The 24115-nt window shown below is 68.6% G+C and carries 19 protein-coding genes; 10 read left to right on the top strand and 9 right to left on the bottom strand.

Translation table 11 applies throughout. From position 1 onward, the window contains the following. Positions 1-65: 65 nt before the first annotated feature. From potA to G3N64_RS15320, 3 genes are read left to right on the top strand one after another with little or no spacing between them, the layout of a single operon-like run. Positions 66-1226, top strand: coding sequence for a polyamine ABC transporter ATP-binding protein (gene potA / locus G3N64_RS15330; RefSeq protein ID WP_205784706.1), 1161 nt, complete (start codon positions 66-68; stop codon positions 1224-1226). After that, on the top strand, positions 1223-2149 hold the full coding sequence (locus tag G3N64_RS15325) for an ABC transporter permease subunit (RefSeq protein ID WP_085039139.1): 927 nt from the start codon (positions 1223-1225) through the stop codon (positions 2147-2149). Before potA ends, G3N64_RS15325 begins: the two co-directional genes overlap by 4 nt. Beyond that, positions 2146-2967 carry an ABC transporter permease subunit gene (locus G3N64_RS15320; RefSeq protein WP_166964606.1) on the top strand — a complete coding sequence of 274 codons (822 nt, stop codon included), beginning with the start codon at positions 2146-2148 and terminating at the stop codon, positions 2965-2967. Before G3N64_RS15325 ends, G3N64_RS15320 begins: the two co-directional genes overlap by 4 nt. 174 nt (positions 2968-3141) lie before the next feature. Here G3N64_RS15320 and G3N64_RS15315 read toward each other — a convergent pair whose 3' ends face one another. The 3 genes from G3N64_RS15315 to G3N64_RS15305 are packed head-to-tail and all read right to left on the bottom strand — an operon-like array spanning position 3142 to position 6548. Then, positions 3142-3948, bottom strand: coding sequence for a sulfite exporter TauE/SafE family protein (locus tag G3N64_RS15315; protein WP_205784705.1), 807 nt, complete (start codon positions 3946-3948; stop codon positions 3142-3144). A gap of 18 nt (positions 3949-3966) precedes the next feature. Further along, positions 3967-5634 (bottom strand): bifunctional protein tyrosine phosphatase family protein/NAD(P)/FAD-dependent oxidoreductase, encoded by a 1668-nt coding sequence (locus G3N64_RS15310; protein WP_205784704.1) that lies wholly within the window; start codon positions 5632-5634, stop codon positions 3967-3969. Between the two features lie 29 nt (positions 5635-5663). Further along, positions 5664-6548, bottom strand: coding sequence for an MBL fold metallo-hydrolase (locus tag G3N64_RS15305; protein ID WP_205784703.1), 885 nt, complete (start codon positions 6546-6548; stop codon positions 5664-5666). Between the two features lie 249 nt (positions 6549-6797). Between G3N64_RS15305 and G3N64_RS15300 the strand changes: the two genes are divergently transcribed. Both G3N64_RS15300 and G3N64_RS15295 read left to right on the top strand, forming a co-directional pair. Beyond that, the gene (locus tag G3N64_RS15300; RefSeq protein WP_205784702.1) at positions 6798-8180 is read left to right on the top strand and encodes a sigma 54-interacting transcriptional regulator; all 1383 of its coding nucleotides are present in this window, start codon (positions 6798-6800) and stop codon (positions 8178-8180) included. Between the two features lie 79 nt (positions 8181-8259). Continuing rightward, positions 8260-8790, top strand: a complete 531-nt coding sequence (locus tag G3N64_RS15295; protein ID WP_205784701.1) for a DUF4124 domain-containing protein — start codon at positions 8260-8262, stop codon at positions 8788-8790. Positions 8791-8986: 196 nt separating this feature from the next. Here the strand turns inward: G3N64_RS15295 and G3N64_RS15290 are convergent, their stop codons facing one another. From G3N64_RS15290 to G3N64_RS15275, 4 genes are all read right to left on the bottom strand, one after another. Continuing rightward, positions 8987-10015: a MerR family transcriptional regulator gene (locus G3N64_RS15290; RefSeq protein ID WP_205784700.1), complete on the bottom strand. Its 1029-nt coding sequence runs from the start codon at positions 10013-10015 to the stop codon at positions 8987-8989. Between the two features lie 119 nt (positions 10016-10134). After that, positions 10135-11697: an efflux transporter outer membrane subunit gene (locus tag G3N64_RS15285; protein ID WP_205784699.1), complete on the bottom strand. Its 1563-nt coding sequence runs from the start codon at positions 11695-11697 to the stop codon at positions 10135-10137. A gap of 2 nt (positions 11698-11699) precedes the next feature. After that, positions 11700-14846 carry an efflux RND transporter permease subunit gene (locus G3N64_RS15280; protein ID WP_205784698.1) on the bottom strand — a complete coding sequence of 1049 codons (3147 nt, stop codon included), beginning with the start codon at positions 14844-14846 and terminating at the stop codon, positions 11700-11702. Continuing rightward, the gene (locus G3N64_RS15275; RefSeq protein ID WP_205784697.1) at positions 14843-15952 is read right to left on the bottom strand and encodes an efflux RND transporter periplasmic adaptor subunit; all 1110 of its coding nucleotides are present in this window, start codon (positions 15950-15952) and stop codon (positions 14843-14845) included. The genes G3N64_RS15280 and G3N64_RS15275 overlap by 4 nt, the downstream gene beginning before the upstream one ends. Before the next feature lie 186 nt (positions 15953-16138). Here G3N64_RS15275 and G3N64_RS15270 point away from each other — a divergent pair, with 186 nt between their 5' ends. Then, positions 16139-16759, top strand: coding sequence for a TetR/AcrR family transcriptional regulator (locus G3N64_RS15270; protein WP_205784696.1), 621 nt, complete (start codon positions 16139-16141; stop codon positions 16757-16759). Positions 16760-16810: 51 nt separating this feature from the next. On the opposite strand, the gene G3N64_RS15265 is transcribed toward G3N64_RS15270, so the two are convergent. Together G3N64_RS15265 and G3N64_RS15260 are read right to left on the bottom strand one after the other, a co-directional pair. Further along, positions 16811-18544, bottom strand: coding sequence for a ClcB-like voltage-gated chloride channel protein (locus G3N64_RS15265; RefSeq protein ID WP_205784715.1), 1734 nt, complete (start codon positions 18542-18544; stop codon positions 16811-16813). Between the two features lie 103 nt (positions 18545-18647). Continuing rightward, entirely contained in the window at positions 18648-19715 is a 1068-nt protein-coding gene (locus G3N64_RS15260) for a putative sulfate exporter family transporter (protein ID WP_205784695.1), read from the bottom strand. Positions 19716-19827: 112 nt separating this feature from the next. On the opposite strand from G3N64_RS15260, the gene G3N64_RS15255 reads away from it, so the two are divergent. The 4 genes from G3N64_RS15255 to G3N64_RS15240 all read left to right on the top strand — a co-directional run bounded on the left by G3N64_RS15255 (position 19828) and on the right by G3N64_RS15240 (position 24112). Then, positions 19828-20721: a LysR family transcriptional regulator gene (locus G3N64_RS15255; RefSeq protein ID WP_205784694.1), complete on the top strand. Its 894-nt coding sequence runs from the start codon at positions 19828-19830 to the stop codon at positions 20719-20721. Between the two features lie 161 nt (positions 20722-20882). Next, positions 20883-21647 (top strand): sugar phosphate isomerase/epimerase, encoded by a 765-nt coding sequence (locus G3N64_RS15250; RefSeq protein ID WP_205784693.1) that lies wholly within the window; start codon positions 20883-20885, stop codon positions 21645-21647. Positions 21648-21675: 28 nt separating this feature from the next. Continuing rightward, on the top strand, positions 21676-22668 hold the full coding sequence (locus G3N64_RS15245; RefSeq protein ID WP_205784692.1) for a sugar kinase: 993 nt from the start codon (positions 21676-21678) through the stop codon (positions 22666-22668). Between the two features lie 163 nt (positions 22669-22831). Then, positions 22832-24112 (top strand): MFS transporter, encoded by a 1281-nt coding sequence (locus G3N64_RS15240; protein ID WP_205784691.1) that lies wholly within the window; start codon positions 22832-22834, stop codon positions 24110-24112. The last annotated feature ends 3 nt before the right edge of the window (positions 24113-24115 follow it).

Genomic DNA, 24115 nt, shown 5'->3' with positions numbered 1-24115 from the left:
AGTCATGAAGCCCCTGGTGCCCCCGGGGGCTTTGTTCGTTCAACGCAGGAGAGAAGCAGCACATCATGAATAGCCAGTCGGGCGCGCCGGTCGCGGGCGCGCCGTTCTCCGTTTCCTCCTCCGGCGCCGATGCGCGCGCCGAGAACTTTGTCCAGATCGTCGACGTCGTCAAGAAATTCGGTGACACCGAAGCCGTGCGCAGCGTCAACCTGACCGTGCGCCAGGGCGAGCTGTTCGCGCTGCTCGGCAGCTCGGGCTGCGGCAAGTCGACGCTGCTGCGGATGCTCGCGGGCCTCGAGACGGTCACGTCGGGCAAGATCCTGATCGACGGCGAGGACCTCGCGCAGATGCCGCCGTACAAGCGGCCCGTGAACATGATGTTCCAGTCGTACGCGCTGTTCCCGCACATGTCGGTCGAGTCGAACGTCGCATTCGGTCTCAAGCAGGAAGGCACGCCGAAGGCCGAGCTGAAGGCGCGCGTGGCCGCGGCGCTCGAACTCGTGCAGATGAGCAAGTACGCGAAGCGCAAGCCGCATCAGCTGTCGGGCGGCCAGCAGCAGCGCGTCGCGCTCGCGCGCTCGCTGGTCAAGCGACCGAAGCTGCTGCTGCTCGACGAGCCGATGTCCGCGCTCGACAAGCAGATCCGCCAGCGCACGCAGATCGAACTCGTCAACATCCTGAACAAGGTCGGCGTCACCTGCATCATGGTCACGCACGACCAGGAAGAAGCGATGACGATGGCGAATCGCCTCGCGGTGATGAGCGAAGGGCAGATCGTGCAGATCGGCTCGCCGAACGAAGTGTACGAATATCCGAACAGCCGCTTCTCGGCCGAATTCATCGGCTCGACGAACCTGTTCGAAGGCGTGACCGTCGAGGACGAACCCGACCACGTGTATATCGAATCGCCGGAGCTGCCGAGCCGGCTGTACGTGAGCCACGGGATCTCGGGCCCGCTCGGGATGCCGGTCACGGTGTCGGTGCGCCCCGAACGGATCGCGCTCACGCGCAAGCCGCCCGAAGGCGCGTTCAACTGGGCGCGCGGCCGGATCGGCAACGTCGCGTACATGGGCGGCTATTCGCTGTATCACGTGAGGCTCGACGGCGGCAAGACGGTGATCGCGAACGTGTCGAGCCTCGCGATTTCGGAGCTCGACACGCCGGCGCTCGGCGACGAGATCTACGTGCGCTGGAGCGCGACTGCCGGCGTGGTGCTGACGTCATGACTGCATTCAAGTCCATGCTTTCGTGGCCGGTGCGGCGCTTCAACCTGACGGGCGCCACGGCGGTCGTGGCTGGCCCGTTCACGTGGCTCGTGCTGTTCTTCCTCGTGCCGTTCGTGCTGGTCGTCAAGATCAGTTTCGCGGAGCTGCAGCTCGGCATCCCGCCGTACACGGAGCTCGCGTCGTATGCCGACGGCGTCGTGCACGTCGCGCTGAACCTGTCGCACTACGCGTTCCTGTTCACGGACAGCCTGTATTTCGCGACCTACGTGAACTCGGTGTGGGTGGCCGCGATCACGACGCTGCTGTGTTTGCTGATCGGCTATCCGATGGCGTACTACATCGCGCGCTCGAACCCGGCGACCCGCAACCTGCTGATGATGGGCGTGATGCTGCCGTTCTGGACGTCGTTCCTGATCCGCGTGTACGCGTGGATCGGCATCCTGAAGAACAACGGGCTGCTGAACAACTTCCTGATGTGGATCGGCCTGACGCATACGCCGATCGAGCTGTACCGCACCAACTACGCGGTGTACATCGGGATGGTGTATTCGTACCTGCCGTTCCTCGTGATGCCGCTCTACGCGCACCTCGTGAAGATGGACCTGCGCCTGCTCGAAGCCGCGTACGACCTCGGCGCGAAGCCGTGGAAGGCGTTCGTGCAGATTACGCTGCCGCTGTCGAAGAACGGGATCATCGCGGGCTGCCTGCTCGTGTTCATCCCGGCGGTGGGCGAGTACGTGATTCCCGAGCTGCTCGGCGGCGCAAACACGCTGATGATCGGCCGCGTGATGTGGAACGAGTTCTTCAACAACGCAGACTGGCCGATGGCATCGGCCGTGACCTGCGCGATGGTGCTGCTGCTGCTCGTGCCGATGGCGATGTTCCAGCACTTCCAGGCGAAGGAGCAGGGAGGCCGCCGATGAAGCCGAATCGTTACCTGCAGTTCGCGGCGCTGTTTGCCGGCTTCGCGTTCCTGTACATCCCGATCATCAGCCTGATCGTCTATTCGTTCAACGAGTCGAAGCTCGTCACCGTGTGGTCGGGCTTCTCGTTCCGCTGGTACTCGGCGCTCGTCGAGGACGACGAACTGCTGACGGCCGCGTGGCTGTCGCTGAAGATCGGCGTGCTGACCGCGTTCGCATCGGTGTTCATCGGCACGTGGGCCGGCTTCGTGCTCGCGCGGATGGGACGCTTTCGCGGTTTCGCGCTGTTCAGCGGGATGATCAACGCGCCGCTCGTGATTCCCGAGGTGATCCAGGGGATCTCGCTGCTGCTGCTGTTCATCGAGCTGGCGAAGTGGATCGGCTGGCCGGCCGAGCGCGGCGTCTTCACGATCTGGCTCGGCCACGTGATGCTGTGCATCTCGTACGTCGCGATCATCGTGCAGTCGCGCGTGCGCGAGCTGAACCCGTCGCTGGAGGAAGCCGCGCTCGATCTCGGCGCGACGCCGCTGAAGGTGTTCTTCACGATCACGCTGCCGCTGATCTCGCAGGCGCTGATCGCCGGCTGGCTGCTGTCGTTCACGCTGTCGATCGACGACCTGGTGCTGTCGGCGTTCCTGTCGGGCCCCGGCTCGACGACGCTGCCGCTCGTGGTGTTCTCGCGCGTGCGCCTCGGGCTGAACCCGGAGATGAACGCGCTCGCGACGCTGTTCATCGTCGCGGTGACGGCCGGCGTCGTGATCGCGAACTTCGTGATGCTGCGCCAGGAGCGCAAGCGGATGGCGGGGTTCGCGACCTGACGTTCAGGTTGCGATCGCCATGAAAAACGCCCGGTGCCGACGACGAGTCGGGCCGGGCGTTTTGTTGGGTGACGCCGGATGTGGGGCGGCGCCGGTCAGTACGCGATCGCGTCGGAGGAAGGACCTCAGCGACCGGGACGCGGGTTCGATTCCCGCGCCCGATCGTGCGCCGGCTCACGCGCCGAACGCCGCCTTCGCCAGCATCCCGAGCGCGACGCACACGAGCACGGCCGCGAACCCGGCCTGCACGTGCCGCGCGGCGAGGTGGCGCGATGCGCCGCGACCCGCGGCCATGCCGAGCGCGGTCGCGACGGTGAACCACAGCGTCACGTCGAGCGGTGCGCGGGTGCCCGACACGAGCGTGGCGAGCACACCGCCGGTGCCGACGAGCGCGATCACCATCAGCGACGTCGCGACGACGCCATGCATCGACACGTTCGTGAACTTGCGCAGCATCGGCACGATCACGAAGCCGCCGCCGACGCCGAGCAGCCCTGTCATCAGGCCCGTCATCGCGCCGGTCGACGCAAGTGCGACGCCAACCGGCCAGGACCATACGAGCCGGCCCGTATCGGGATTCACGCGGCCGACGCACAGCGGCGATACCTCCGCGTCGACCGGCGCGTGCCGCAGCGCCTGCCGCAACAGGCGGCCGGCGACGACCAGCATCGTCAGCGCGAACAGCGCGAGCAGCAGGCGTTGCGGCAGCACGTGCGCGAGCCGTACGCCGAGCGTGGTCAGCGGCACGCCGGTCACGGCCATCAGCAGCGCCGCGCGATAGCGCACGAGCCCGCGGCGGAAGCCTTCGAGCGCACCGAGCGCGGCGCTGCCGGCCACCGCGACGAGCGCGACGGGCGTGGCCTGCTGCATCGGCCAGCTCATGCCGACGACGAGCGCGGGTACCGCGAGGATGCCGTCGCCGGCGCCGGTCAGGCCGAGCACGGCGCCGACGAAACCGCCCAGTACGAGGGAAATCAGCATGACGTCAGCGGGCTCCGGTCAACGTGCGATCGCGGGCTTCGCGAGCCATTCGCGGCCCTTGAGCATCGCCTTCCAGTAGAGCGGCGGCAGCACGCGCTCCTTGAGCAGCCACGCGAGCCGCGACGGCCGCTTGCCGTCGATCAGCCACGCGGGGAAGGTCGGCGCGACCTTGCCGCCGTACAGGAATTCGGCGAGCACGATCTTGCCGCGCTCGACGGTGAGCGGGCACGAGCCGTAGCCGTCGTACGCGGCGTCGCCGTGCGCGCGGCCGAGCGACGCGAGCAGGTTGTGCGCGACGACGGGCGCCTGCTTGCGCGCGGCCGCGGCCGTTTTCGCATTGGTCGTGTTGGTGGCGTCGCCGAGCGCGTAGATGTCCGGGAACTGCCGGTGCCGCAGCGTCGCCGGATCGACGTCGATCCAGCCTGCCGCATCGGCGAGCGGGCTCGAACGCACGAAGTCGGGCGCCTTCTGCGGCGGCACGACGTGGATCATGTCGAACGAACGCACGACGGTTTCCTTGCCGCCGTCGGGCAGCGCGCGCGCGAACGTCGCGCGGCGCGCGGGCCCGTCGATCGAGACGAGGTTGTGGCCGAACGACAGCGCGATGTCGTAGCTTTTCACGTACTCCATCAGCGCGGGCACGTAGTCGGCGACGCCGAACAGCGCGCCGCCCGCATTCAGGAACTCGACGTTCGCGGCCTCGAGGCGGCCCGCGCGCCGCCAGTGGTCGCACGACAGGTACATCGCTTTTTGCGGCGCGCCTGCGCACTTGATCGGCATCGGCGGCTGCGTGAAGAGCGCGTTGCCGCCGCGGAACGCGCGCACGAGCTCCCACGTGTACGGCGCGAGGTCGTAGCGGTAGTTGGACGTGACGCCGTTGCGGCCGAGCGTGTCGGCGAGGCCGTCGATCGCTTGCCAGTCGAGCTTGAGGCCCGGGCACACGACGAGCTTGCGATACCCGATGCGGCGGCAGCCGTCGAGCACGACCGTGTGCGCGTCGGGTTCGAAGCCCGCGACGGCGGCCTGGATCCGGTGCACGCCGCGCGGCAGCACGTCGGTCATCCGGCGCGCGGTGGTCTCGGGCCGGAACACGCCCGCGCCGACCATCGTCCAGCCCGGCTGGTAGTAGTGGACGTCGGCCGGATCGATCACCGCGATATCGAGCGACGCATCGCGCGCGAGCAGGCTCGACGCAACCGCGATGCCGGCCGCGCCCGCGCCGACGATCACGATGTCGTGCCGCGCGTCGACGGCCGGTGCCGCCTGCTTGCCGCTTTGCACGACACGCGACGCGAGCGCGCGCAGGTCGTAGCCGGCTGCGCCGGCCGTCGCGACGATGTCGTTCAGCGGACGCAGGCCGGCTTGCGACAGCGCCCACAGCGTGGCCGAACGCGTGCCGCTGCGGCAGTAGGCGAGCACCGGGCCGTCAAGCGATGCGACGAGCGTGCCGAACTGCGCGGCCTGGTCGTCGGTCACCTTGCCCGTATCGACCGGCAGGTAATGCACGTCGATGCCGAGCGGCGCGGCGGCCGCGCGGATCTCGGTGACGGTCGGCTGGTCGGGGCCTTCGCCGTCGGGGCGGTTGCAGATGATCGCGCGGATACCGGCCGCGTGAAGCGCAGGCAGGTTGGCCGCCGCGATCTGCGGCGAGACCGACAGCGTGTCGGTCAGCTTGCGGATGGTCATGTCGGGGTTCTCCGGGTGGGGCGGGTGGCTCAGATCGCGTCGAGCGGGATCTTCAGGTAGCGCACGCCGTTGTTTTCGGGCTCGGGCAGGTGGCCGGCGCGCATGTTGACCTGCACGGACGGCAGCATCAGCACGGGCATGGCGAGCGTGGCGTCGCGCGCGATGCGCATCGCGACGAAATCGTCCTCGGTCACGCCGTCCTTCACGTGCACGTTCGCGCGGCGCTGCTCGGCCACGGTCGTCACGAACTGCACGTCGCGGCCGCCCGGCTGGTAGTCGTGGCACAGGTAGAGGCGCGTGTCGGGCGGCAGGTCGAGCACGCGCGCGATCGAGCGGTACAGCGTGCGTGCGTCGCCGCCCGGGAAGTCGCAGCGGGCCGTGCCGTAGTCGGGCATGAACAGCGTGTCGCCGACGAATGCCGCGCGCTGCGTCGCGTCGTCGACGCAGTAGGTCATGCACGCGGGCGTGTGGCCCGGCGTGTGCAGCGCGCGGATCGTCAGTGCGCCGAGCGCGAGCGTGTCGCCGTCGTCGAGCAGCCGGTCGAACTGGCGGCCGTCGTGCGCGAAGCCGGGGCCCGCGTTGAACAGCGTGCCGAACACGTGCTGCACGCGGCGCACGTGCGAACCGATCGCGATCCGGCCGCCGACGTGTTCCTTCAGGTACGGCGCGGCCGACAGGTGGTCGGCGTGCACGTGGGTTTCCAGCAGCCAGTGCACGTCGGCGCCGAGTTCGGCGACGCGCGCGATCAGCCGGTCGGCGCTCGCCGTGTGCGTGCGGCCGGACTTCGGGTCGTAGTCGAGCACGCTGTCGATCAGCGCGCACGCGCGGCTCGCGGTATCGAGCAGGAGATAGCTGACGGTGTGGGTCGCCGGGTCGAAAAAGCCTTCGACCGACAGCGTGGTGGCATCGCTCACGGGGTGTCCTCGATCGGGTTCTGCATCTTGAATCGGGATCGGTGACTCAAGAAGCGTGCCAGCCTGCACCGCGGCACCGGCCGATCTGCCAGGGGCTTGATTCGGCTCGGATTTCTGGTGTGGCCGCAGCGATGCGCGGGTGTCGCCGGCATCTGTCTGCCACCGCTGACTGCCACATCTGGCAGTGTCGTGGCAGAATTGGCAGTCTTCCTGGCAGTTCGTCAGGCAGCCCTTTCACCGAGCGTCCGCATGAATCCGCACGACACCATCCCGATCGTCCCCGCGCCGCGCCACGACGTCATGCCCGACGTGCGCGCGCTCGTCGCGTATCTCGAGCAGGATCCGCAGCCGATGATCGTCGTCGATCCCGACTACCGCATCCTCGCGGCGAACGATGCGTACCGGCGCCAGTTCGGCGTCGCGGGTGTCGAGCACGTGGGCCGGCACTGCTTCCAGGTCTCGCATCACTACGACGTGCCGTGCGACCAGGCCGGCGAGCATTGCCCGATGAAGCAGGCGCTCGAATCGCGCGGGCTGAACCGCGTGCTGCACATCCATCACACGCCGCGCGGCCCCGAGCACGTCGACGTCGAATTGCGGCCGATCTTCGATGCACACGGTAACGTGATCGCGTATGTCGAGCGGCTGACGACGGTGCGCAGCGCGTCCGCGCAACCCAGTGCGGAAGGGCTCGTCGGCGGCGCCGACGCGTTCAATGCGGCGCTCGGCGCACTGCAGCGCGTCGCGCCTTCGATGCTGCCGGTGCTGCTGCTCGGCGAATCGGGCACCGGCAAGGAACTGTTCGCCCGCGCGCTGCACGAGGCGAGCGATCGCGCGATGGGGCCGTTCGTCGTCGTCGATTGCTCGGGGATCGCCGAGACGCTGTTCGAGAGCGAACTGTTCGGCTACGAGAAGGGCGCGTTCACGGGCGCGAACCAGCGCAAGCCGGGCCTCGTCGAGACCGCGCAGGGCGGCACGCTGTTTCTCGACGAGATCGGCGACGTGCCGCTGCCGATGCAGGTAAAGCTGCTGCGGCTGATCGAGTCGGGCACGTTCCGCCGCGTCGGCGGCGTCGAGGCGCTGCGCGCGGATTTCCGGCTGGTCGCGGCGACGCACAAGCCGCTGCGCGAGATGATCGACGACGGCCGGTTCCGGCAGGACCTCTACTACCGGATCAACGCGTTTCCGATTCCGTTGCCGGCGCTGCGTGACCGGCGCGGGGACGTCGCGCTGCTGGCCGAGTCGATCCTGCGGCGGATCGCGAATGCGCGCGCCAGCGCGGGCGACGCAGGCGCACGGCCGTTCGTGCTGACCGAGCGTGCGCGTGTGTGTCTCGATGCGTATGCGTGGCCGGGCAACATCCGCGAGCTGCGCAACGTGCTCGAACGCGCGTGCCTGTTCGCGGACGACGGGACGATCCGGATCGAGCATCTGCCGGCCGAGCTGGTCGCCGCATCGGCGGCGCCGCAGGACCGTACGGCCGATGCGCGCGGCGTGCCGGATGCGGAGCTCGTGCGCATCGCGCGCACGTTCGACGGCACGCGCAAGGCGCTCGCCGAACAGGTCGGGATGAGCGAGCGGACGTTGTACCGGCGGATGAAGGCGCTCGGGCTCGGGGCGCGCGAGCGCTGAACGGTCGTACGGCGGGCGGCTGGCAGCGGCAGGCGGCTTTGTCGAGAATGGCGCGTTCGATCCAGCCACCCCCTCGCCGATGAAGAGACGCTTCCTTTCGCCTTGCCTGTTTCTGGCAGCCGCTGCGCTGTGCAACCTGGCGCAGGCCGCCGCCGAATACACGTGGACCGATGCGGCCGGCGCGCATGCGGTGACGCTCGCCAGGACCGCGTCCGGCGATGACGTCGAGCTCAAGGTTGCCGCGACGTTCGACGGCCGGCCCGACTGGGCGGTGCGCGACTACGTGAGGGCATGCCCGGTCGACGTGATCCTCGACGTCGTGCCTGCGTCGATCGAAATGCGCGACCTGCTCGGCAACGGCCGCAAGCAGTTCCTGTTCGCGTACAAGATCGGCTGCCGCGGCGACGTCGGCGCCGACCAGGTCAAGTACTTCCTGATCGACCAGGGCACGAAGTACGTGCTGCGCGGCGAGGAAACCGTCACGGTCAACGGCAAGTTCATGGACGGCGGCGCGGCGCCCGTACCGAATGCGGACCTGAAAGCCCATCCCGCATTTCTGCGCTACATGACGAAGCATTGGCACGGGATCAGCGTGCGCGATTATCGGTAGGCATGCGCACGGCGAGCACGGCGGGGTGGGCGACACGCACCCGTCGCGGCTGCTGCCGGCACGCGTCTTCAGGTATAGGGCTGCGGCGTTGCCGATGCTCGTACCGAATGCGGTTCGCGATACGGGCTGCAAATGGTGAAACGGGCGGCAAGCGGGACACCCGCCCGCCGCCCGCGCCTTCATGCACTCAACCGGCTCAACGCGCAGGCGCAAGCTGCGCCATCGCCTCCCGCACGAAGCCGATCAGCGTGTCGTCGACCCACGAATCCCGCGTCAGTGCCGGCTCGTTCATCATCGCCTGGCGGAATTTCGCATGCGTGGCCGGATCGTTGCCGGCGTAGCTGCAGAACAGCTCGAACCAGCGCTGTGCGAGCGCGCGGCCTTCCGGCGAATCCGGCTTGGCGCCCGCATCGATCGCGTCGCGCACGTCGCCCATCAGTTGCGGCCATGCCATCGAGCGTTCGCCGTAGTGCGCCCGCATGAAGCGGATCTCGTCCGGCGCGAGATACTTCTCGAAGATCCGCATCTTGGTTTCCGACGACGCGCGCAGCACATAGTCGCGCAGCGCGGTCGAAATGCCGATCTTCGACTGCATCGCCGGTTCGTGTTCGTGCATCAGGTTCAGCTTCGCCAGCAGCCGCGGGTCGTTGTTCGTGTCGCGCACGAGCAGCGTCATCCAGCGGCCGGCGAGCGCACGGGCGCGTTCGTCCTCGGCGGGCACGCCCGCGTCCTGCAGCGCGCGAACGTCGTCGATGAGCGCGATCCATTCAGCGTCGCCTGCCTGGCTCTTCTGGTACATCGGCAGGCGCGCGAGTTCTTCCTCGGAAAAATATTTGTCGTACACGGTCATCAACTCCAGTGTGGTGAGCCAATCGGCCAGCTCCGGCTCCGAGCCCGCGGCGAGCTGCACATGCAGGCTCACGAGCCGCTCGCGCAGCTGCGCGGTTTGCGCAAGCTGACGGTCGAGCAGCGCGATCTGCTTCGCGACGAGATCGACGAGCGGGGTGCCGGGCTGGTTCAGGTGGTCGCCGATTTCGGTGAGCGACAGGCCGAAGCGACGCAGCGCCTGGATCTGGTGGAGCCGGGCGATGTCGTTGCGGTCGTACAGCCGGTAGCCGTTGTCGGCGCGCGCCGAAGGCGTCAGCAGACCGATCGCGTGATAGTGATGAAGCGTGCGGACGGTCAGCCCGCTGCGTTTCGCCAGTTCTCCCACTTTCAGTCGCATTCGTTCCTCCGTTCGGTACGCACACTGGAGTCTCGAACGTTACGCTACGTGAGGGTCAAGCGGAAGAGCGGGAATCGGGTGCGCGGGGGATGCCGCGCGCACCCGATGGCAGGGGCGGCTTATTGCGGCGAGGGCGGGGTGTCGATGGCGGCGCGCGCTTGCTGGCCGGTTGCGGTGTCGCCGGCCGCCTTGTCGGCCTTGCCGGACGGGCCGGCCTTGTCGACCGGCGGCGTGCCCATCGCCTGGTAAAGCCGCGCGGTGTCTGCGAACCGCGCGCCGGTCGCGCGGATCTCGTCGAGCCGCGCATTGCGATACTGCAGCTCGCTGGCGCGCGCGGCCGATGGCGGCAGCGCGCCGAGCCGCACGCGGGCCGCTGCGTCGTCGTATGCGCCACGCGCGGAAAGCGCGGCGCGCGACGACGCGTCGAGCGCCTCGGCATCGTGCTCGAGCGCGGCGAGCGAATCGGCGACGTTCTGGAACGCGCCGAGCACGGCCTGCTTGTACTGGTCGACGGCAGCCTCGTAGGTCGCCTTCGCCGCGCGGCGCTGCGCGAGCAGCGCGCCACCGTGGAAGATCGGCTGGCTCAGCGACGCGCCGATGTTCCAGATCGACCCGGCACCCGACAGCATCGTCGGCCAGCTGAAGCCGCCTTTGCCCATCGCGGCCGACAGCGACAGCTGCGGGAACATCTGCGCGGTCGCGAGGCCCACTTCGGCCGCGGCCGCCTTCAGCCCCGCGTCGGCCGCCTGGATGTCCGGGCGGCTTTGCAGCAGGTCCGACGGCACGACGACGGGCACCTGCTCGGGCAGGTGCAGATCGGCGAGCGCGAGGTCGGCCGGCGGCCGGTCGGGCGTGCGGCCGACCAGCACCGCGAGCGCATGGCGCGCCGAGTCGCGCTGCTGACGCAGCGCGGGCAGGCTCGCTGCGAACGTGTCGGCGCTTTGCCGCGCGTTCAGCGCGTCGCTGCGCGATGCGGAACCGAGCGCGTAGCGTCGCTCGGCATCGTGCGCCTGGTCGTTGGCGAGCGCGACGAGCCGCTCGGTCGTATTGATCTGCGCATTCAGCACCGACACCGTGATCGACGCGGTGACGATGTTCGCGGCCAGCGCGCGCCGCGCGGATTCGAGCTGGAACGCGCTGACGTCGACGCGTCGCGCCAGCGCGCGGTTCGCGAAACGCGACGCGCCGAACAGGTCGATCGTGTAGCTCGCCTGCAGTTGGCCGACGAACGTGTCGTACAGCAGCGTCGGCGCGCCGAGCGCGGGAATCGGCACGCCGAGCGCACGCTGGCGCGTGGCCTGGCCGCCCGCGTCGATCGACGGCAGCATCGAGCTGCCGACCTGCCCGCGCAACTGTTCGCGCGCGGCATCGAGCGAGTGCGATGCTGCGCTCAACGTCGGGCTGTTGCGCAGCCCTTCGTCGACGAGCGCGTTCAGCGCATCGGAGCGGTACTGCTTCCACCAGTCGGGCACAGGCTGCGCGCCGACCTCGAACTGCTGCGCGACGCCTTGCGCGGACACGGTCTGCTGGACTTGCGGCGTGGTGCCGTAGTGTGCGGGCGACGGCATCGCGGGCGGCTCGCCGCTCGGCGCGAACCAGGAACAGCCCGCGAGCGGGCCGGCGAGGCTCGCCACGGCGAGTGCCCGCACGGCTTTCGTTTTCAGGTTCATCGATCGATCCATGGTCAGGCTCCCGACGGCGCGGCAGGCGTGCCGCCAGGCGGCGGGCCGTCCTGCGGGTCGCGTTCGTCGCGCTTCACGCGGAACCACGTCGCATACAGCGCGGGCAGGTAGAACAGCGTCAGCACGGTCGCGCTCGTGATGCCGCCCATCAGCGCGGTCGCCATCGGCCCGAAGAAGTTCGAGCGCAACAGCGGGATCAGCGCGAGTACGGCGGCCGCGGCCGTCAGCGTGATCGGGCGGAAGCGCCGCACGGTCGCGCCGATGATCGCGTCGATACGCCGGTGGCCGACCGCGATGTCCTGCTCGATCTGGTCGACGAGGATCACCGAGTTGCGCATGATGATCCCGAACATCGCGATCACGCCGAGCATCGCGACGAAGCCGAACGGCTGGCCGAACAGCAGCAGCGTGGCGACCACGCCGATCAGCCCGAGCGGCGCGGTGAGCACGACCATCAGCACGCGCGAGAAGCTCTGCAGCTGGATCATCAGCAGCGTGAACACGGCGATCGCCATCAGCGGCATCTGCGCATTGATCGACTTCTGCGCCTTCGCGCTTTCCTCGACCGAGCCGCCGATGTTGATCTGATAGCCGACCGGCAACTGCGCGCGCAATGCGTTCAGCTGCGCGTCGACCGCATGCGTGACGTCGATGCCCTGCGCGCCGGCGCGCACGTCCGACTGCACGGTGATGGTCGGCTGGCGGTCGCGCTCCCACACGACGCCGTATTCGAGCGTCGGCTTGAAGCGGCCGAGCGAGCCGAGCGGCACCGGGCCGTTCGGGGTCGGCAGCGCGAGCCCCGCCAGCTTCGCGGGGTCGACACGGTCGGCCCGCGGCGCGCGCATGTCGACCGCGATCAGCTTGTCGCGCTCGCGGTACTGCGTGACGGTCGTGCCCGACAACGTCATCGCGAGGAAGCTCGACACGTCCTGCGACGTGACGTTCAGCTCGCGCGCCTTCTTCTGGTCGATCTCGAAGCGCACCGAGCGTTCGGCCGGCTCGTCCCAGTCGAACTGCACGTTGACCGTGCGCGCGTCGCCGCGCATCGTCGCCGCGACTTTCTCCGCGATCGAGCGGACCGTCGCGATGCTGTCGCCGCTCACGCGGAACTGCACCGGGTAGCCGACCGGCGGGCCGTTCTCGAGCCGCGACAGCCGCCAGCGCACGGCCGGGAACTGCTCGCGCAACGTGGTTTCGAGCCAGGTCGCGAGCTTCTCGCGGTCCTTCACCGATTTCGCAGTGATCACGAACTGCGCGAAGTTCGGCAGCTGAAGCTGCTGGTCGAGCGGCAGGTAGAAGCGCGGCGCGCCGCTGCCGACGAAGTTCACCGCGTGGTCGATCTCGGGACGCTTGTCGATCGCTTTCTCGAGGCGCTCGGTCTCGCGCAGCGTCGCCGCGAACGACGCGCCTTCGGGCAGCCGCAGATCGACGAGCAGCTCGGGGCGATCTGAGCTCGGGAAGAACTGCTGCGGCACGAGCGTGAAGCCCATCAGCGCGACGACGAACAGCGCGCCCGTGATCAGCAGCACGACGAAGCGCCGCTCGATGCACCAGTCGATCCAGCCGCGCAGCCGCCGGTAGAAACGCGTGTCGTAGATGTCGTGCTCGTGGTCGTCGGGCAGGTGCGCCTCGTGCGCTTGCCGCTTGCGCTCGGGCAGCATGTGGTAGCCGAGCAGCGGGATCAGCACGACGGCCGCGAACCACGACGCGATCAGCGCGATCGCCGACACCTCGAAGATCGAGCGCGTGTATTCGCCGGTGCTCGATTTCGCGAGCGCGATCGGCAGGAAGCCCGACACGGTGACGAGCGTGCCGGTCAGCATCGGGAACGCGGTGCTCGTATAGGCGAACGCGGCGGCGCGTGCGCGGGTGTAGCCCTGCTCGAGCTTCACGGCCATCATCTCGACCGCGATGATCGCGTCGTCGACGAGCAGCCCGAGCGCGAGCACGAGCGTGCCGAGCGACACCTTGTGCAGCCCGATGTCGAACAGGTACATGAAGAGGGCGGTGACCGCGAGCACGACGGGGATCGAGATCACGACCACCATCCCGGTGCGCAGGCCGAGCGACACGAGGCTCACGACCAGCACGATCGCGACGGCTTCGGCGACGGCTTCGAGGAAGTCGTCGACCGAATGCGCGACCGCGTGCGGCATGCTCGATACCAGCGTCAGCTTGAGGCCGGCCGGCAGTTGCGCCTGCAGGTCCTTCGATTCCGCGTCGAGCGCGTTGCCGAGCCGGATCACGTCGCCGCCCGGCTGCATCGTGACGCCGATGCCGAGCACGGCTTTGCCGTTCGCGCGCATCTGGGTGACGGCCGGATCGTCGTAGCCGCGCGTCACCGTCGCGAGATCGCCGAGCCGGAACGTGCGGCCGTTGATGCGGATCAGCGTGTCGGCGATCGCGTTGACGTTGTCGAACTGGCCGCTTGGCCGCACGAACACGCGATCGTCGGCGGTCGTCAGCACGCCGGCGGACGAGATGTCGTTCTGCGCGTTGATCGCCTGGCCGAGCTGCTGCGGCGAGATGCCGAGGCGCGTGAGCTGCGCGTTGTTCACCTCGATGAAGATCCGCTGGTCGGGGTCGCCGAAATAGTCGACCTTGCCGACACCCGGCACGCGCAGCAGCACGGTGCGTAGCTGGTCAGCGTAATCGTGGAGCTGCGCGGGCGTGAAGCCGTCGCCTTCGAGCGTCCAGATGTTGGTGTAGACGTCGCCGAATTCGTCGTTGAAGAACGGGCCCTGCACGCCGGGCGGCAGCGTATAGCCGATGTCGCCGACCTTCTTGCGGATCTGGTACCAGGTCTCGGGCACATCCTTCACCGGCGCCGAATCCTTCATCGTGAAGAAGATCAGCGACTCGCCGGGGCGCGAATAGCTGCGCAGGAAGTCGATGGCCGGCGTTTCCTGCAGCTTGCGGCCGATGCGGTCGGTCACCTGTTCCTGCACCTGCCGCGCGGTCGCGCCGGGCCAGAACGTGCGGATCACCATCACGCGGAACGTGAACGGCGGGTCTTCGGACTGCGCGAGGCGTGTGTAGGCGAGGATGCCCGCGAGCGTCGCGAGCGCGATCAGGTAGACCACCAGCGCCTGGTGGCGCAGCGCCCACGCCGACAGGTTGAAGCGGCCTTCTTCGTAGGAAACGCTCACGATGCAACGTCCTCCGAATGCAGCGGCGCGATCGCGCGTACCTTCTCGCCCGCGCTGACCGTGTGCACGCCCTGCAGCACGACGCGTTCGCCGGGCTGCAGCCCGTGCGACACCGTCACCGTGCGCTCGTTGAAGCGCGCGACGTCGACGCGGCGCAGCTCGAGCGTGTCGTCCTTCGCGCGCACGACCCACACGGCCGGTTGCTGGCCGTCGTGGAACAGCGCGGTCGCGGGCAGCGTGATCGACTGCGCGTCGCCGGCGGGCGGCGCCCCGTCGAATGCGACGCTGGCCGTCATCCCGAGCCGGATCGCCGGATCGGGCGCGGCGAGCGTGAGCTTCACGCGATACGTGCGGCTTTGCGGATCGGCGGCCGGCGCGATTTCACGCACCTTGGCGGCGAACTGGCGGCCCGGCAGCGACGGCAGCGTGACGCTGGCCGTGTGGCCGGGTGTGAGCGATGCCAGCGCGGCCTCGGGCACGTCGCTGACGACGTCGACATCGCCGGACCACGCGAGCTGGTAGACGGCCTGGCCGGCCGATACGTTCTGGCCGGTGTCGGCCTGTTCTGCGGTGATGGTGCCCGCATGATCGGCGACGAGCGTCGCATAGCGGAGCTGGTTCTTCGCGAGCGCGAGCTGCTGCTGCGCCTGGTCGCGCTGCGCGAGCGCCGACGTGTAGCTGTTCTCGGTCTGCTCGAGCTGCGCGGTCGCGATCAGGTTTTCGCGCGCCTGCGCGCGATCGCGGTCGAGCTGCTGCTTCGCGAACGCGAGGCTGTGCGTCGCGGCTTCGAGTTGCGCCTGCGCGCTCGCGGCGTTCTTCTCGACGTCGGACGGATCGAGCAGCGCGACGACCTGGCCGACCTTGACCGTATCGCCGAGGCGCACCTTGCGCTCGATGATCTTGCCGGCGATGCGGAACGACAGCGGGGTGGCGTAGCGCGGCTGGATCTCGCCGGGCAGCGTGCGGGCGACCGCGGCGCCGTCGGCATGGGTGGGCAGTGCGACGACGGGGCGCGGGGCAGGCGGCGCGGATTCTTTCGGATGACAGGCGGCGAGGACGAGCGCGGCGCCGATCAGCAGCGCGGCGCGGGAACCGGAGCGATTCACGAAACCCCCAGATGAGGTGAGAGCGAGAGCGGAACGAAGCCGGCAAGCGCGGCGGGCGCTTGCCCCGAGCGGTGCCGGCACGGGCGTGCGGACACCATCTTTCAGAAACTGTGGCGAATTCTAATGCACACCTGTATCTGAATGCAAAGATGAATCCGAAAGGTAAAGGGTGCTAGACTGCGCGCCATGAAACCACAGCGCTTAACTCGCGAGCAGAGCAGGGACCAGACGCGCGAACGTCTGCTGATTGCCGCGCACCGGATTTTTCTGAAGAAAGGCTATGTCGCCGCGAGCGTCGAGGACATCGCGGCGGCGGCCGGCTATACGCGCGGCGCGTTCTACTCGAATTTCCGCAGCAAGTCCGACCTGCTGCTGGCGTTGCTGGAGCGCGACCATGCGGAGGTGCAGGCCGACTTCCAGGCGATCTTCGACGGGGGTGGGGCGCGCGAGCAGATGGAATCGATGGCGCTCGCGTATTACCGGACGCTGTTCAAGGATGACGAATATTCGCTGCTATGGGGCGAGGCGAAGCTGCAGGCCGCGCGCGACGCGAAATTCCGCGTGTGCTTCAACCAGTTCCTGCACGGCAAGCGTCTGCAGATGGCCGAGTTCATCCGGCGCTTCGCCGAGCGCGCGGGCACGCCGCTGCTGCTGCCGGCGGAGACGCTTGCGTTCGGGCTGATGTGCCTGTGCGACGGCGTGCAGTCGTACTACACGGCCGACCCGCAGCACGTCTCGGCCGAGGTGGCCGAATCGGTGCTCGCGGGGTTCTTCGCGCGCGTCGTGCTCGGGCGTGCGCCGGACTGAGCGGTCCTTTACATTGAGCCGCGTTCGCGCTGCGGGTGGCGAACCGCCCGGTCAGCGCTCGCCGGTCATCCGCCGGTACGCATCGAGCAGCGACGTCTTGTAGACGACCCCGGCGAGCGTCGGCTCGGCCTCGCTTTCGATCACCGGCAGGCGCTCGCCCTGGAACGCCATGAAGCGTTCGAGCGCGGTGGCGAGCGGCATGTCGGGCGTGAGGAGCGGGAACGGCGTGTGCGCGTAGTGCGCGGCCGTCTTGTCGGTCGTGTCGCGCTTGTCGAGCAGATCGGACGTGATGTCCTTCAGCGCGACCGCGCCGCGAAAGCGCCCGGCGTCGTCGGTCACGTACAGGTACTTCACCGGATATTCGAGAAACACGCGCGTCATGTCGGCGACGCTCGCCGTGAGCGGCACGACCGTCTGCGCGGGCTGGATCAGCGCGCGCATCTGCGTGGTGCGCAGCCGCATCCGTTCCTGCGCGTCCTGGTAATGGTGCTGCGTGATCTCGTACATCGACGTCGTGCCCGTCGCGCGCGCGACGAAATACGCGAACACGCACGACACCAGCAGCGGCAGCACGACCTGGTAGCTCAGCGTCATCTCGAAGATCATCAGGATCGCCATCAGCGGCGCCTGCGTGGCGCCCGCCATGAACGCGCCCATCCCGACGATCGCGTACGCGAAGTACGCGGACGTATGGCCCGGCCACAGCGCTTGCATCGCGAGCCCGAACAACGAACCGAACACCGCGCCGACGAACAGCGTCGGCGTGAACACGCCGCCGATCGCGCCCGAGCCGGCGGTGGCGGCCGTCGCGATCACCTTGAACACGAGCACCGCGATGAGCGCCTGCCAGGTCCACGGCGAATGGAGGATGTGGTTCACCACGCTGTAGCCGTTGCCCCATACGTCCGGAATCCAGATGGAGATCACGCCGACGACGAGGCCGCCGATCGCGAGCCGCACGGGCAGCGGCACGGGCAGCCGCTTGAACTGGTTCTTCGACGCGTCGAGCAGGTGCAGGAACTGCGGCGCGAGCACGCCGCACAGCGCGCCGAGCACGACGAACAGCAGCACCTCGGGGCCGGTGACGGCCGGAAACACCGGCATCTCGTACGGCGGCCGGTAGCCGGCGAATTCACGCATCACGATGTTCGCGACGACCGACGCGACGACCATCGGCCCGAAGCTCTCCATCGCGATCGTGCCGAGCACGATCTCCGACACGAAGAATGCGCCGGCGATCGGCGCGTTGTACGCGGACGTGATGCCGGCCGCCGCCCCGCACGCGACCAGCAGGCGCAGGCGCGGCGGGTCGAAGTGCACGAAGCGGCCGACGAGCGATGCGGCGAGCGCCGCGAGCTGCACCATCGGGCCTTCGCGGCCGATCGAGCCGCCGCTGCCGATCGTCAGCAGCGACGACACGCTGCGCCACAGGCTCTGGCGTACCGGCACGACGCCGTTGCCGAGCGCGACCGATTCCATGTAGTCGGTCTTGGCGGCCTGCTTGTCGCCGCGCGTCGCGAGCAGCAGCACGCAGCCGGCGAGGAAGCCGCCCGCGGCCGGCATCCAGAACCGCACGTACCACGGCAGGCGCTTGGCCATCTGCACGAAGCTGCCGCTTTGCCCGGAGATCAGGTGCTGCATCAGGTCGATGCCTTCGCGGAACGCCATCGTGGCAAAGGCGCCGCCGACGCCGACGATGGCCGACCAGATCAGCATCGTATGGGCGTCCGACAGGCGGAACAGCGTTTGGGCGCGAGTGCGCAGCTTCAGCAGGAACGAGAGCACGGCTGAAAGAGGGCGATGGAAAACGACGCGAAGCATAGCACTGCGCCGCGCCCGCGGGACCATCCCGTCGGGCGCGGCGCGCGAAGTGTCACGGGCGGGCAACTCAGCCAAGCCAGTGCTGCACGGCCCAGGTGATCCCGTAGCCGCCGGCGATCAGCCACACGTACAGGATCAGGCCCGTCATCAGCGCGCGGGGGCCGGCTGCGCGGATCTGCGCGACGCGGGTTTCGATGCCGAGCGCGGTCATCGCCATCGTCAGCGCGAAGGTGTCGAGCACGTTCAGCATGTGCGTGACGTCGGCGGGCAGCACGTTCAGCGAATTGACGATCACGAAGCCGAGGAAACCGATTGCGAACCAGGGCACGGCCACCTTGCGCTTGCCTTGCGCGCCGCCGGCAGCGGCGCGCGCCGAGCGGGCGAGCCACCAGCCGAGCACCAGCAGCACCGGGACCAGCAGCATCACGCGGGTCATCTTGACGATCGTCGCGATGTGCGCGACCTGCGGGCTGATGTCGCTCGCCGCGCCGACCACCTGCGCGACCTCGTGGATCGTGCCGCCGAAGAACAGGCCGAGGCCGGCCGGATCGAGGTTCAGCAGTCCGGCGTGATACGCGAGCGGGTACAGGAACATCGACAGCGTGCCGAACAGCACGACGCTGCCCACGGCCATCGCGCTCTGGTGCGGCTTCGACTGCAGCGTCGACTCGAACGCGAGCACGGCGGCCGCGCCGCAGATCGCGCTGCCGGCGGCGGTCAGCAGGGCGGAATCGCGGTCGAGCTTCATGATCTTCATGCCGGCCCAGGTGCCGATCACGAGCGTGCTGACGACGACCAGCACCGACACCGTCAGGCCCGGCAGCCCGACCTGTGCGATTTCCTGCAGGCTCACGCGCAACCCGAAGAACGCGACCGCGATGCGCAGCAGCTTGCGCGCGGAAAAATTGACGCCGGCCGCCCAGCTCGCCGGCATGCCGTCGCGCAGCGCGTTGCCGTACAGCGCCCCGGCGACGATGCCGACGATCAACGGCGACAGGCCGAGCCCCGCGATCGCGGGAAGCTGGGACAGGCTCGTGACGGCGGCGGCGAACAGCGCGACGAACAGCACGCCGTTCAACTGGCCGCGCATCGACGGCGCGGCATGGCTGAGATGGGGACTCGGGGCAGTGGACATGGAAGCACCGTGATGGAGCGTGTTGCGATGCTGTAATCCTAATTTCGTTATATCGATATGAAAAATTGTGATTTGTGACGTAAGCTATCCGGAAAGCCGATAATTTATCCCCATGACCCCGGATCAACTGATAACGTTCGCCGCCGTCGCCGAGCATCTGAACATCAGCCACGCTGCCGTGGCGCTGCATCTGTCGCAGCCGGCCGTGTCGGGCCAGTTGCGGCTGCTGCAGGACGAATTCGGCGAGCCGCTGTACCAGCGCGAAGGCCGCGGCATTCGCCTGACCCCGGTCGGCGAACAGCTCGCGCAGTACGCGAAAGCGCAGCGCGACACCTTCGCGCAGGCGCGTGCGTTTCGCGACGCGGTGCGCGGCCTCGAGGCCGGCACGCTGCGCATCGGCGCGAGCACGACGCCGGCGAGCTACCTGTTGCCGTACCTGATCGCGGCGTTCCAGCCGCGCGCGCCGCGCGTGGCCATCCAGACGATGAGCGGCAATACGTCCGACGTGGTCGCGGCGTTGCCGTCGCTCGATATCGCGATGATCGAAGGGCCGCCCGGCGAGGCGCTGCCGCCGGGCACCGCGGTGCATGCGTGGCGCGAGGACGAGATCGTGGCGATCGTGCCGTCCGGGCATCCGCTGGCGGCGCCCGAATGCGCGCCGGGGGTCACGCTCGACGCGCTGGCGGCCCATCCGCTCGTGCTCCGCGAGGCAGGCTCCGCCGTGCGTCAACTCGTCGAGCGCGCGTTCGCGCAAGGCGCGGCGCCGATGCGCGTCGCATTCGAGATCGCGGGCGTCGAGGCCGTCAAGGAAGCCGTGCGTGCCGGGATGGGCGTCGGGTTCGTTTCCGCGATGTCGCTGCGTCACGACGATGCCGCGCTCGTCCTGCGGTCGCTCGCACCCGCGCCGCTCACGCGTCACTTCTCCATCCTCGTGCCGCATGGCGGCGCGCCGTCGCGAGTCGCGGCACAATTCCTCGAGATGAGCCTCACGCACGACATCGCCTGAGCGACTGAACCCGGCGCGGGAACGCGCGATGCGAGCCGGCGTGCGTGCGTTTGCGTCGTGCCCCGTCTCAGGGATTTCCTCTATGGCGTGGGTCCAACGTGAAGCGCACCATCCGTTTCAAGCAAATGGAACCGGTTCCATTCCGGTGAAAAAAGGGCAACATGACAGACATCGTGATCGTGGCGAGCGCATTCGGGATGGACCGCGTGCGTCAGGAGGGCCACAGCGCATTCGTCGCGACCGCGGCGGCGTCCGGCGCGACCGGCTTCGAGGTGCGGCGTGAACTGTTCGCGTCGGAAGAGGACACGGCGCCCGGCGCGCTGGCCGCGCTCGGCGCGCAACTGGCCAGCCACGGACTGTGGTCGGTCTATTCGACGCCCGCCAACCTGTACACGGACACGGGCGCGCTCGATGCGGACGCACTGCGCAGCGCGCTCGCGGAAGCCGACGCGCTCGGCGCGCGCTTCGTGAAATTCCAGCTCGGCGGCTTCGCCGGCGACGCGCACGCGGCCGACATCGTCGCGCTGTCGCGCGGCGCGCGGGCCCGCGTGGTGGTCGAGAACGGCCAGCTTGCGGTGGGCGGCGCGCTCGCGCAGTTCCGCGGGCTGTTCGATGCACTGGCCGCGGCCGGCATGCCCGATGCGCTCGGGATGACGTTCGACATCGGCAACTGGCAGTGGCCGGGCGAGGCGCCGCTTGATTGCGCGCAAGTGCTCGCGCCGCATGTGGAATACATTCATTGCAAGGCCGTCGCGGGCGAGGGCGCGCGTCGTTTCGCCGCCGCACCGGCCCCGAACGACCCGCTCGTGACCGGCGTGCTCGCGGCGCTGCCGCAGCAGGCGCCGCGCGGCATCGAGTTCCCGTTCGATGCGGCCGACCTGGCGGGCGATGCATGCCGGCGCGTCGCGTGGCTCGCAACCGCGTGACGGCGGCAGGATCCTGGAGAATTCATTCATGAAAGCAGCACTCGATGTCGTGACCTACGGCGAAGCGATGGCGATGTTCGTCGCGACCGAGCCCGGCCATCTCGCGCACGCGACGCAATTCGCGAAGCGGGTCGCAGGCGCCGACCTGAATGTCGCGATCGGCCTGTCGCGGCTCGGCTTCCGGGTCGGCTGGATGAGCCGCGTCGGCCGCGATTCGTTCGGTGGCTACGTGCTCGACACGCTGGCGCGCGAAGGCATCGACGCGTCGTGCGTGACTGTCGATCCGCGTTATCCGACCGGCTTCCAGTTGAAGTCGCGCAACGACGACGGCAGCGACCCGACCGTCGAATATTTCCGCAAGGGCTCGGCCGCGAGCTACCTGTCCTGCGACGACTACGTGGACGACTACGTGCTCGGCGCGCGCCACCTGCACCTGACGGGCGTCGCGCCGGCGATTTCCGCGACGTCGTGCGAACTCGCATTCAAGCTCGCGCGTGAAATGCGCGCGGCCGGCAAGACGATCTCGTTCGACCCGAACCTGCGCCCGACGCTGTGGCCGTCCGCTGACGTGATGGCGAAGACGCTGAACGCGCTCGCGTCGCTCGCCGACTGGGTGCTGCCGGGCGTTGCCGAAGGGCGGCAGCTGACCGGGCACGACACGCCGGCCGACATCGCGGGCTTCTATCTTGCGCAGGGCGCGCGCGGCGTCGTGATCAAGCTCGGTGCCGAAGGCGCGTACTACCGGACGGCCGACGGCTGCGACGGAACGGTGACGGGCGAGCGCGTGCAGAACGTCGTCGACACGGTCGGCGCCGGCGACGGCTTCGCGGTCGGCGTGGTCAGCGCGCTGCTGGAGGGCAAGACGATCGAGCGGGCCGTGGCACGCGGCAACCGGATCGGCGCGCTCGCGATCCAGGTGATCGGCGACTCGGAAGGGCTGCCGACCCGCGCCGCACTCGATCGGTTCGAAAACGTCAGCAATCGCGCCGATCGCTTAGAGGAAACCTTCACCGCGCAATGAGATGCCGGACACGGCACAATCCGCGGACTCAATTCGTCGTGCATGCGCACGGCAAGGTACGGGACCTGAGTAAGCGCTAAAGCGCTAACTCGGGTCGACCGCAAAGCATGGGACCGGAGTAAGCGCTAAAGCGCTAACTCCGGTCGACACAGGAGACATTCTGATGGCCAACACTCTCGCTGCCCGCCGCTGGTGGACGATCATGCCGATCGTCTTCATCACATACAGCCTCGCCTACCTCGACCGCGCGAACTACGGGTTCGCGGCCGCGGCAGGCATCAACCAGGATCTCGGAATCAGCAAGGGCCTGTCGTCGCTGATCGGCGCGCTGTTCTTCCTCGGCTACTTCTTCTTCCAGATCCCCGGCGCGATCTATGCGGAACGCCGCAGCGTGAAGAAGCTCGTGTTCGTCAGCCTCATCCTGTGGGGCGCCTGCGCGGCGCTCACGGGCATGGTCAGCAACATCCCGTCGCTGATGGCGATCCGCTTCGTGCTCGGCGTCGTCGAGGCGGCCGTGATGCCGGCGATGCTGATCTACATCAGCAACTGGTTCACGAAGAACGAACGCTCGCGCGCGAACACGTTCCTGATCCTCGGCAACCCGGTGACCGTGCTGTGGATGTCGATCGTGTCCGGCTATCTCGTGCACGAATTCGGCTGGCGCCACATGTTCATCGCCGAAGGCGTGCCGGCCGTCCTCTGGGCCGTGTGCTGGTGGTTCCTCGTGCAGGACAAGCCGGCCGATTCGCCGTGGCTCAACGCGCAGGAGAAGCGCGACCTCGACGCCGCGCTCACGGCCGAGCAGGCGGCGATCAAGCCCGTGCGCAACTATGGCGAGGCATTCCGCTCGCCGGCCGTGATCAAGCTGTGCGCACAGTATTTCTGCTGGAGCATCGGCGTGTACGGCTTCGTGCTGTGGCTGCCGTCGATCGTCAAGAACGGCTCCGACCTCGGGATGGTCGCGACCGGCTGGCTGTCCGCGCTGCCGTATCTCGCCGCGACGATCGCGATGCTCGCCGCGTCGTGGGCGTCCGACAAGGTCGGTTCGCGCCGTGGCTTCGTGTGGCCGTTCCTGCTGATCGGCGCGGCCGCGTTCGCCGCATCGTATGCACTCGGCTCGTCGCACTTCTGGATCTCGTACGCGCTGCTGGTCGTCGCGGGCGCCGCGATGTACGCGCCGTACGGCCCGTTCTTCGCGATCGTGCCGGAACTGCTGCCCAAGAACGTCGCTGGCGGTGCGATGGCGCTGATCAACAGCATGGGCGCGCTCGGCTCGTTCGTCGGCTCGTACTTCGTCGGCTACCTGAACGGTGCGACCGGCTCGCCCGTCGCGTCGTACGCATTCATGAGCGCCGCGCTCGTCGCCGCGGTGATCCTCACGCTGTCCGTCAAACCCCAGGCGCGCGATTCGCATCCGCTCGCGGCGCCGTTGCAAGGAAAATGAATC

Origin of the sequence: Burkholderia sp. Ac-20344 (assembly GCF_017104975.1) — a bacterium.
In the GTDB taxonomy this organism is placed as follows: domain Bacteria; phylum Pseudomonadota; class Gammaproteobacteria; order Burkholderiales; family Burkholderiaceae; genus Burkholderia.
This window is presented reverse-complemented; position numbering and strand designations above follow the sequence as displayed.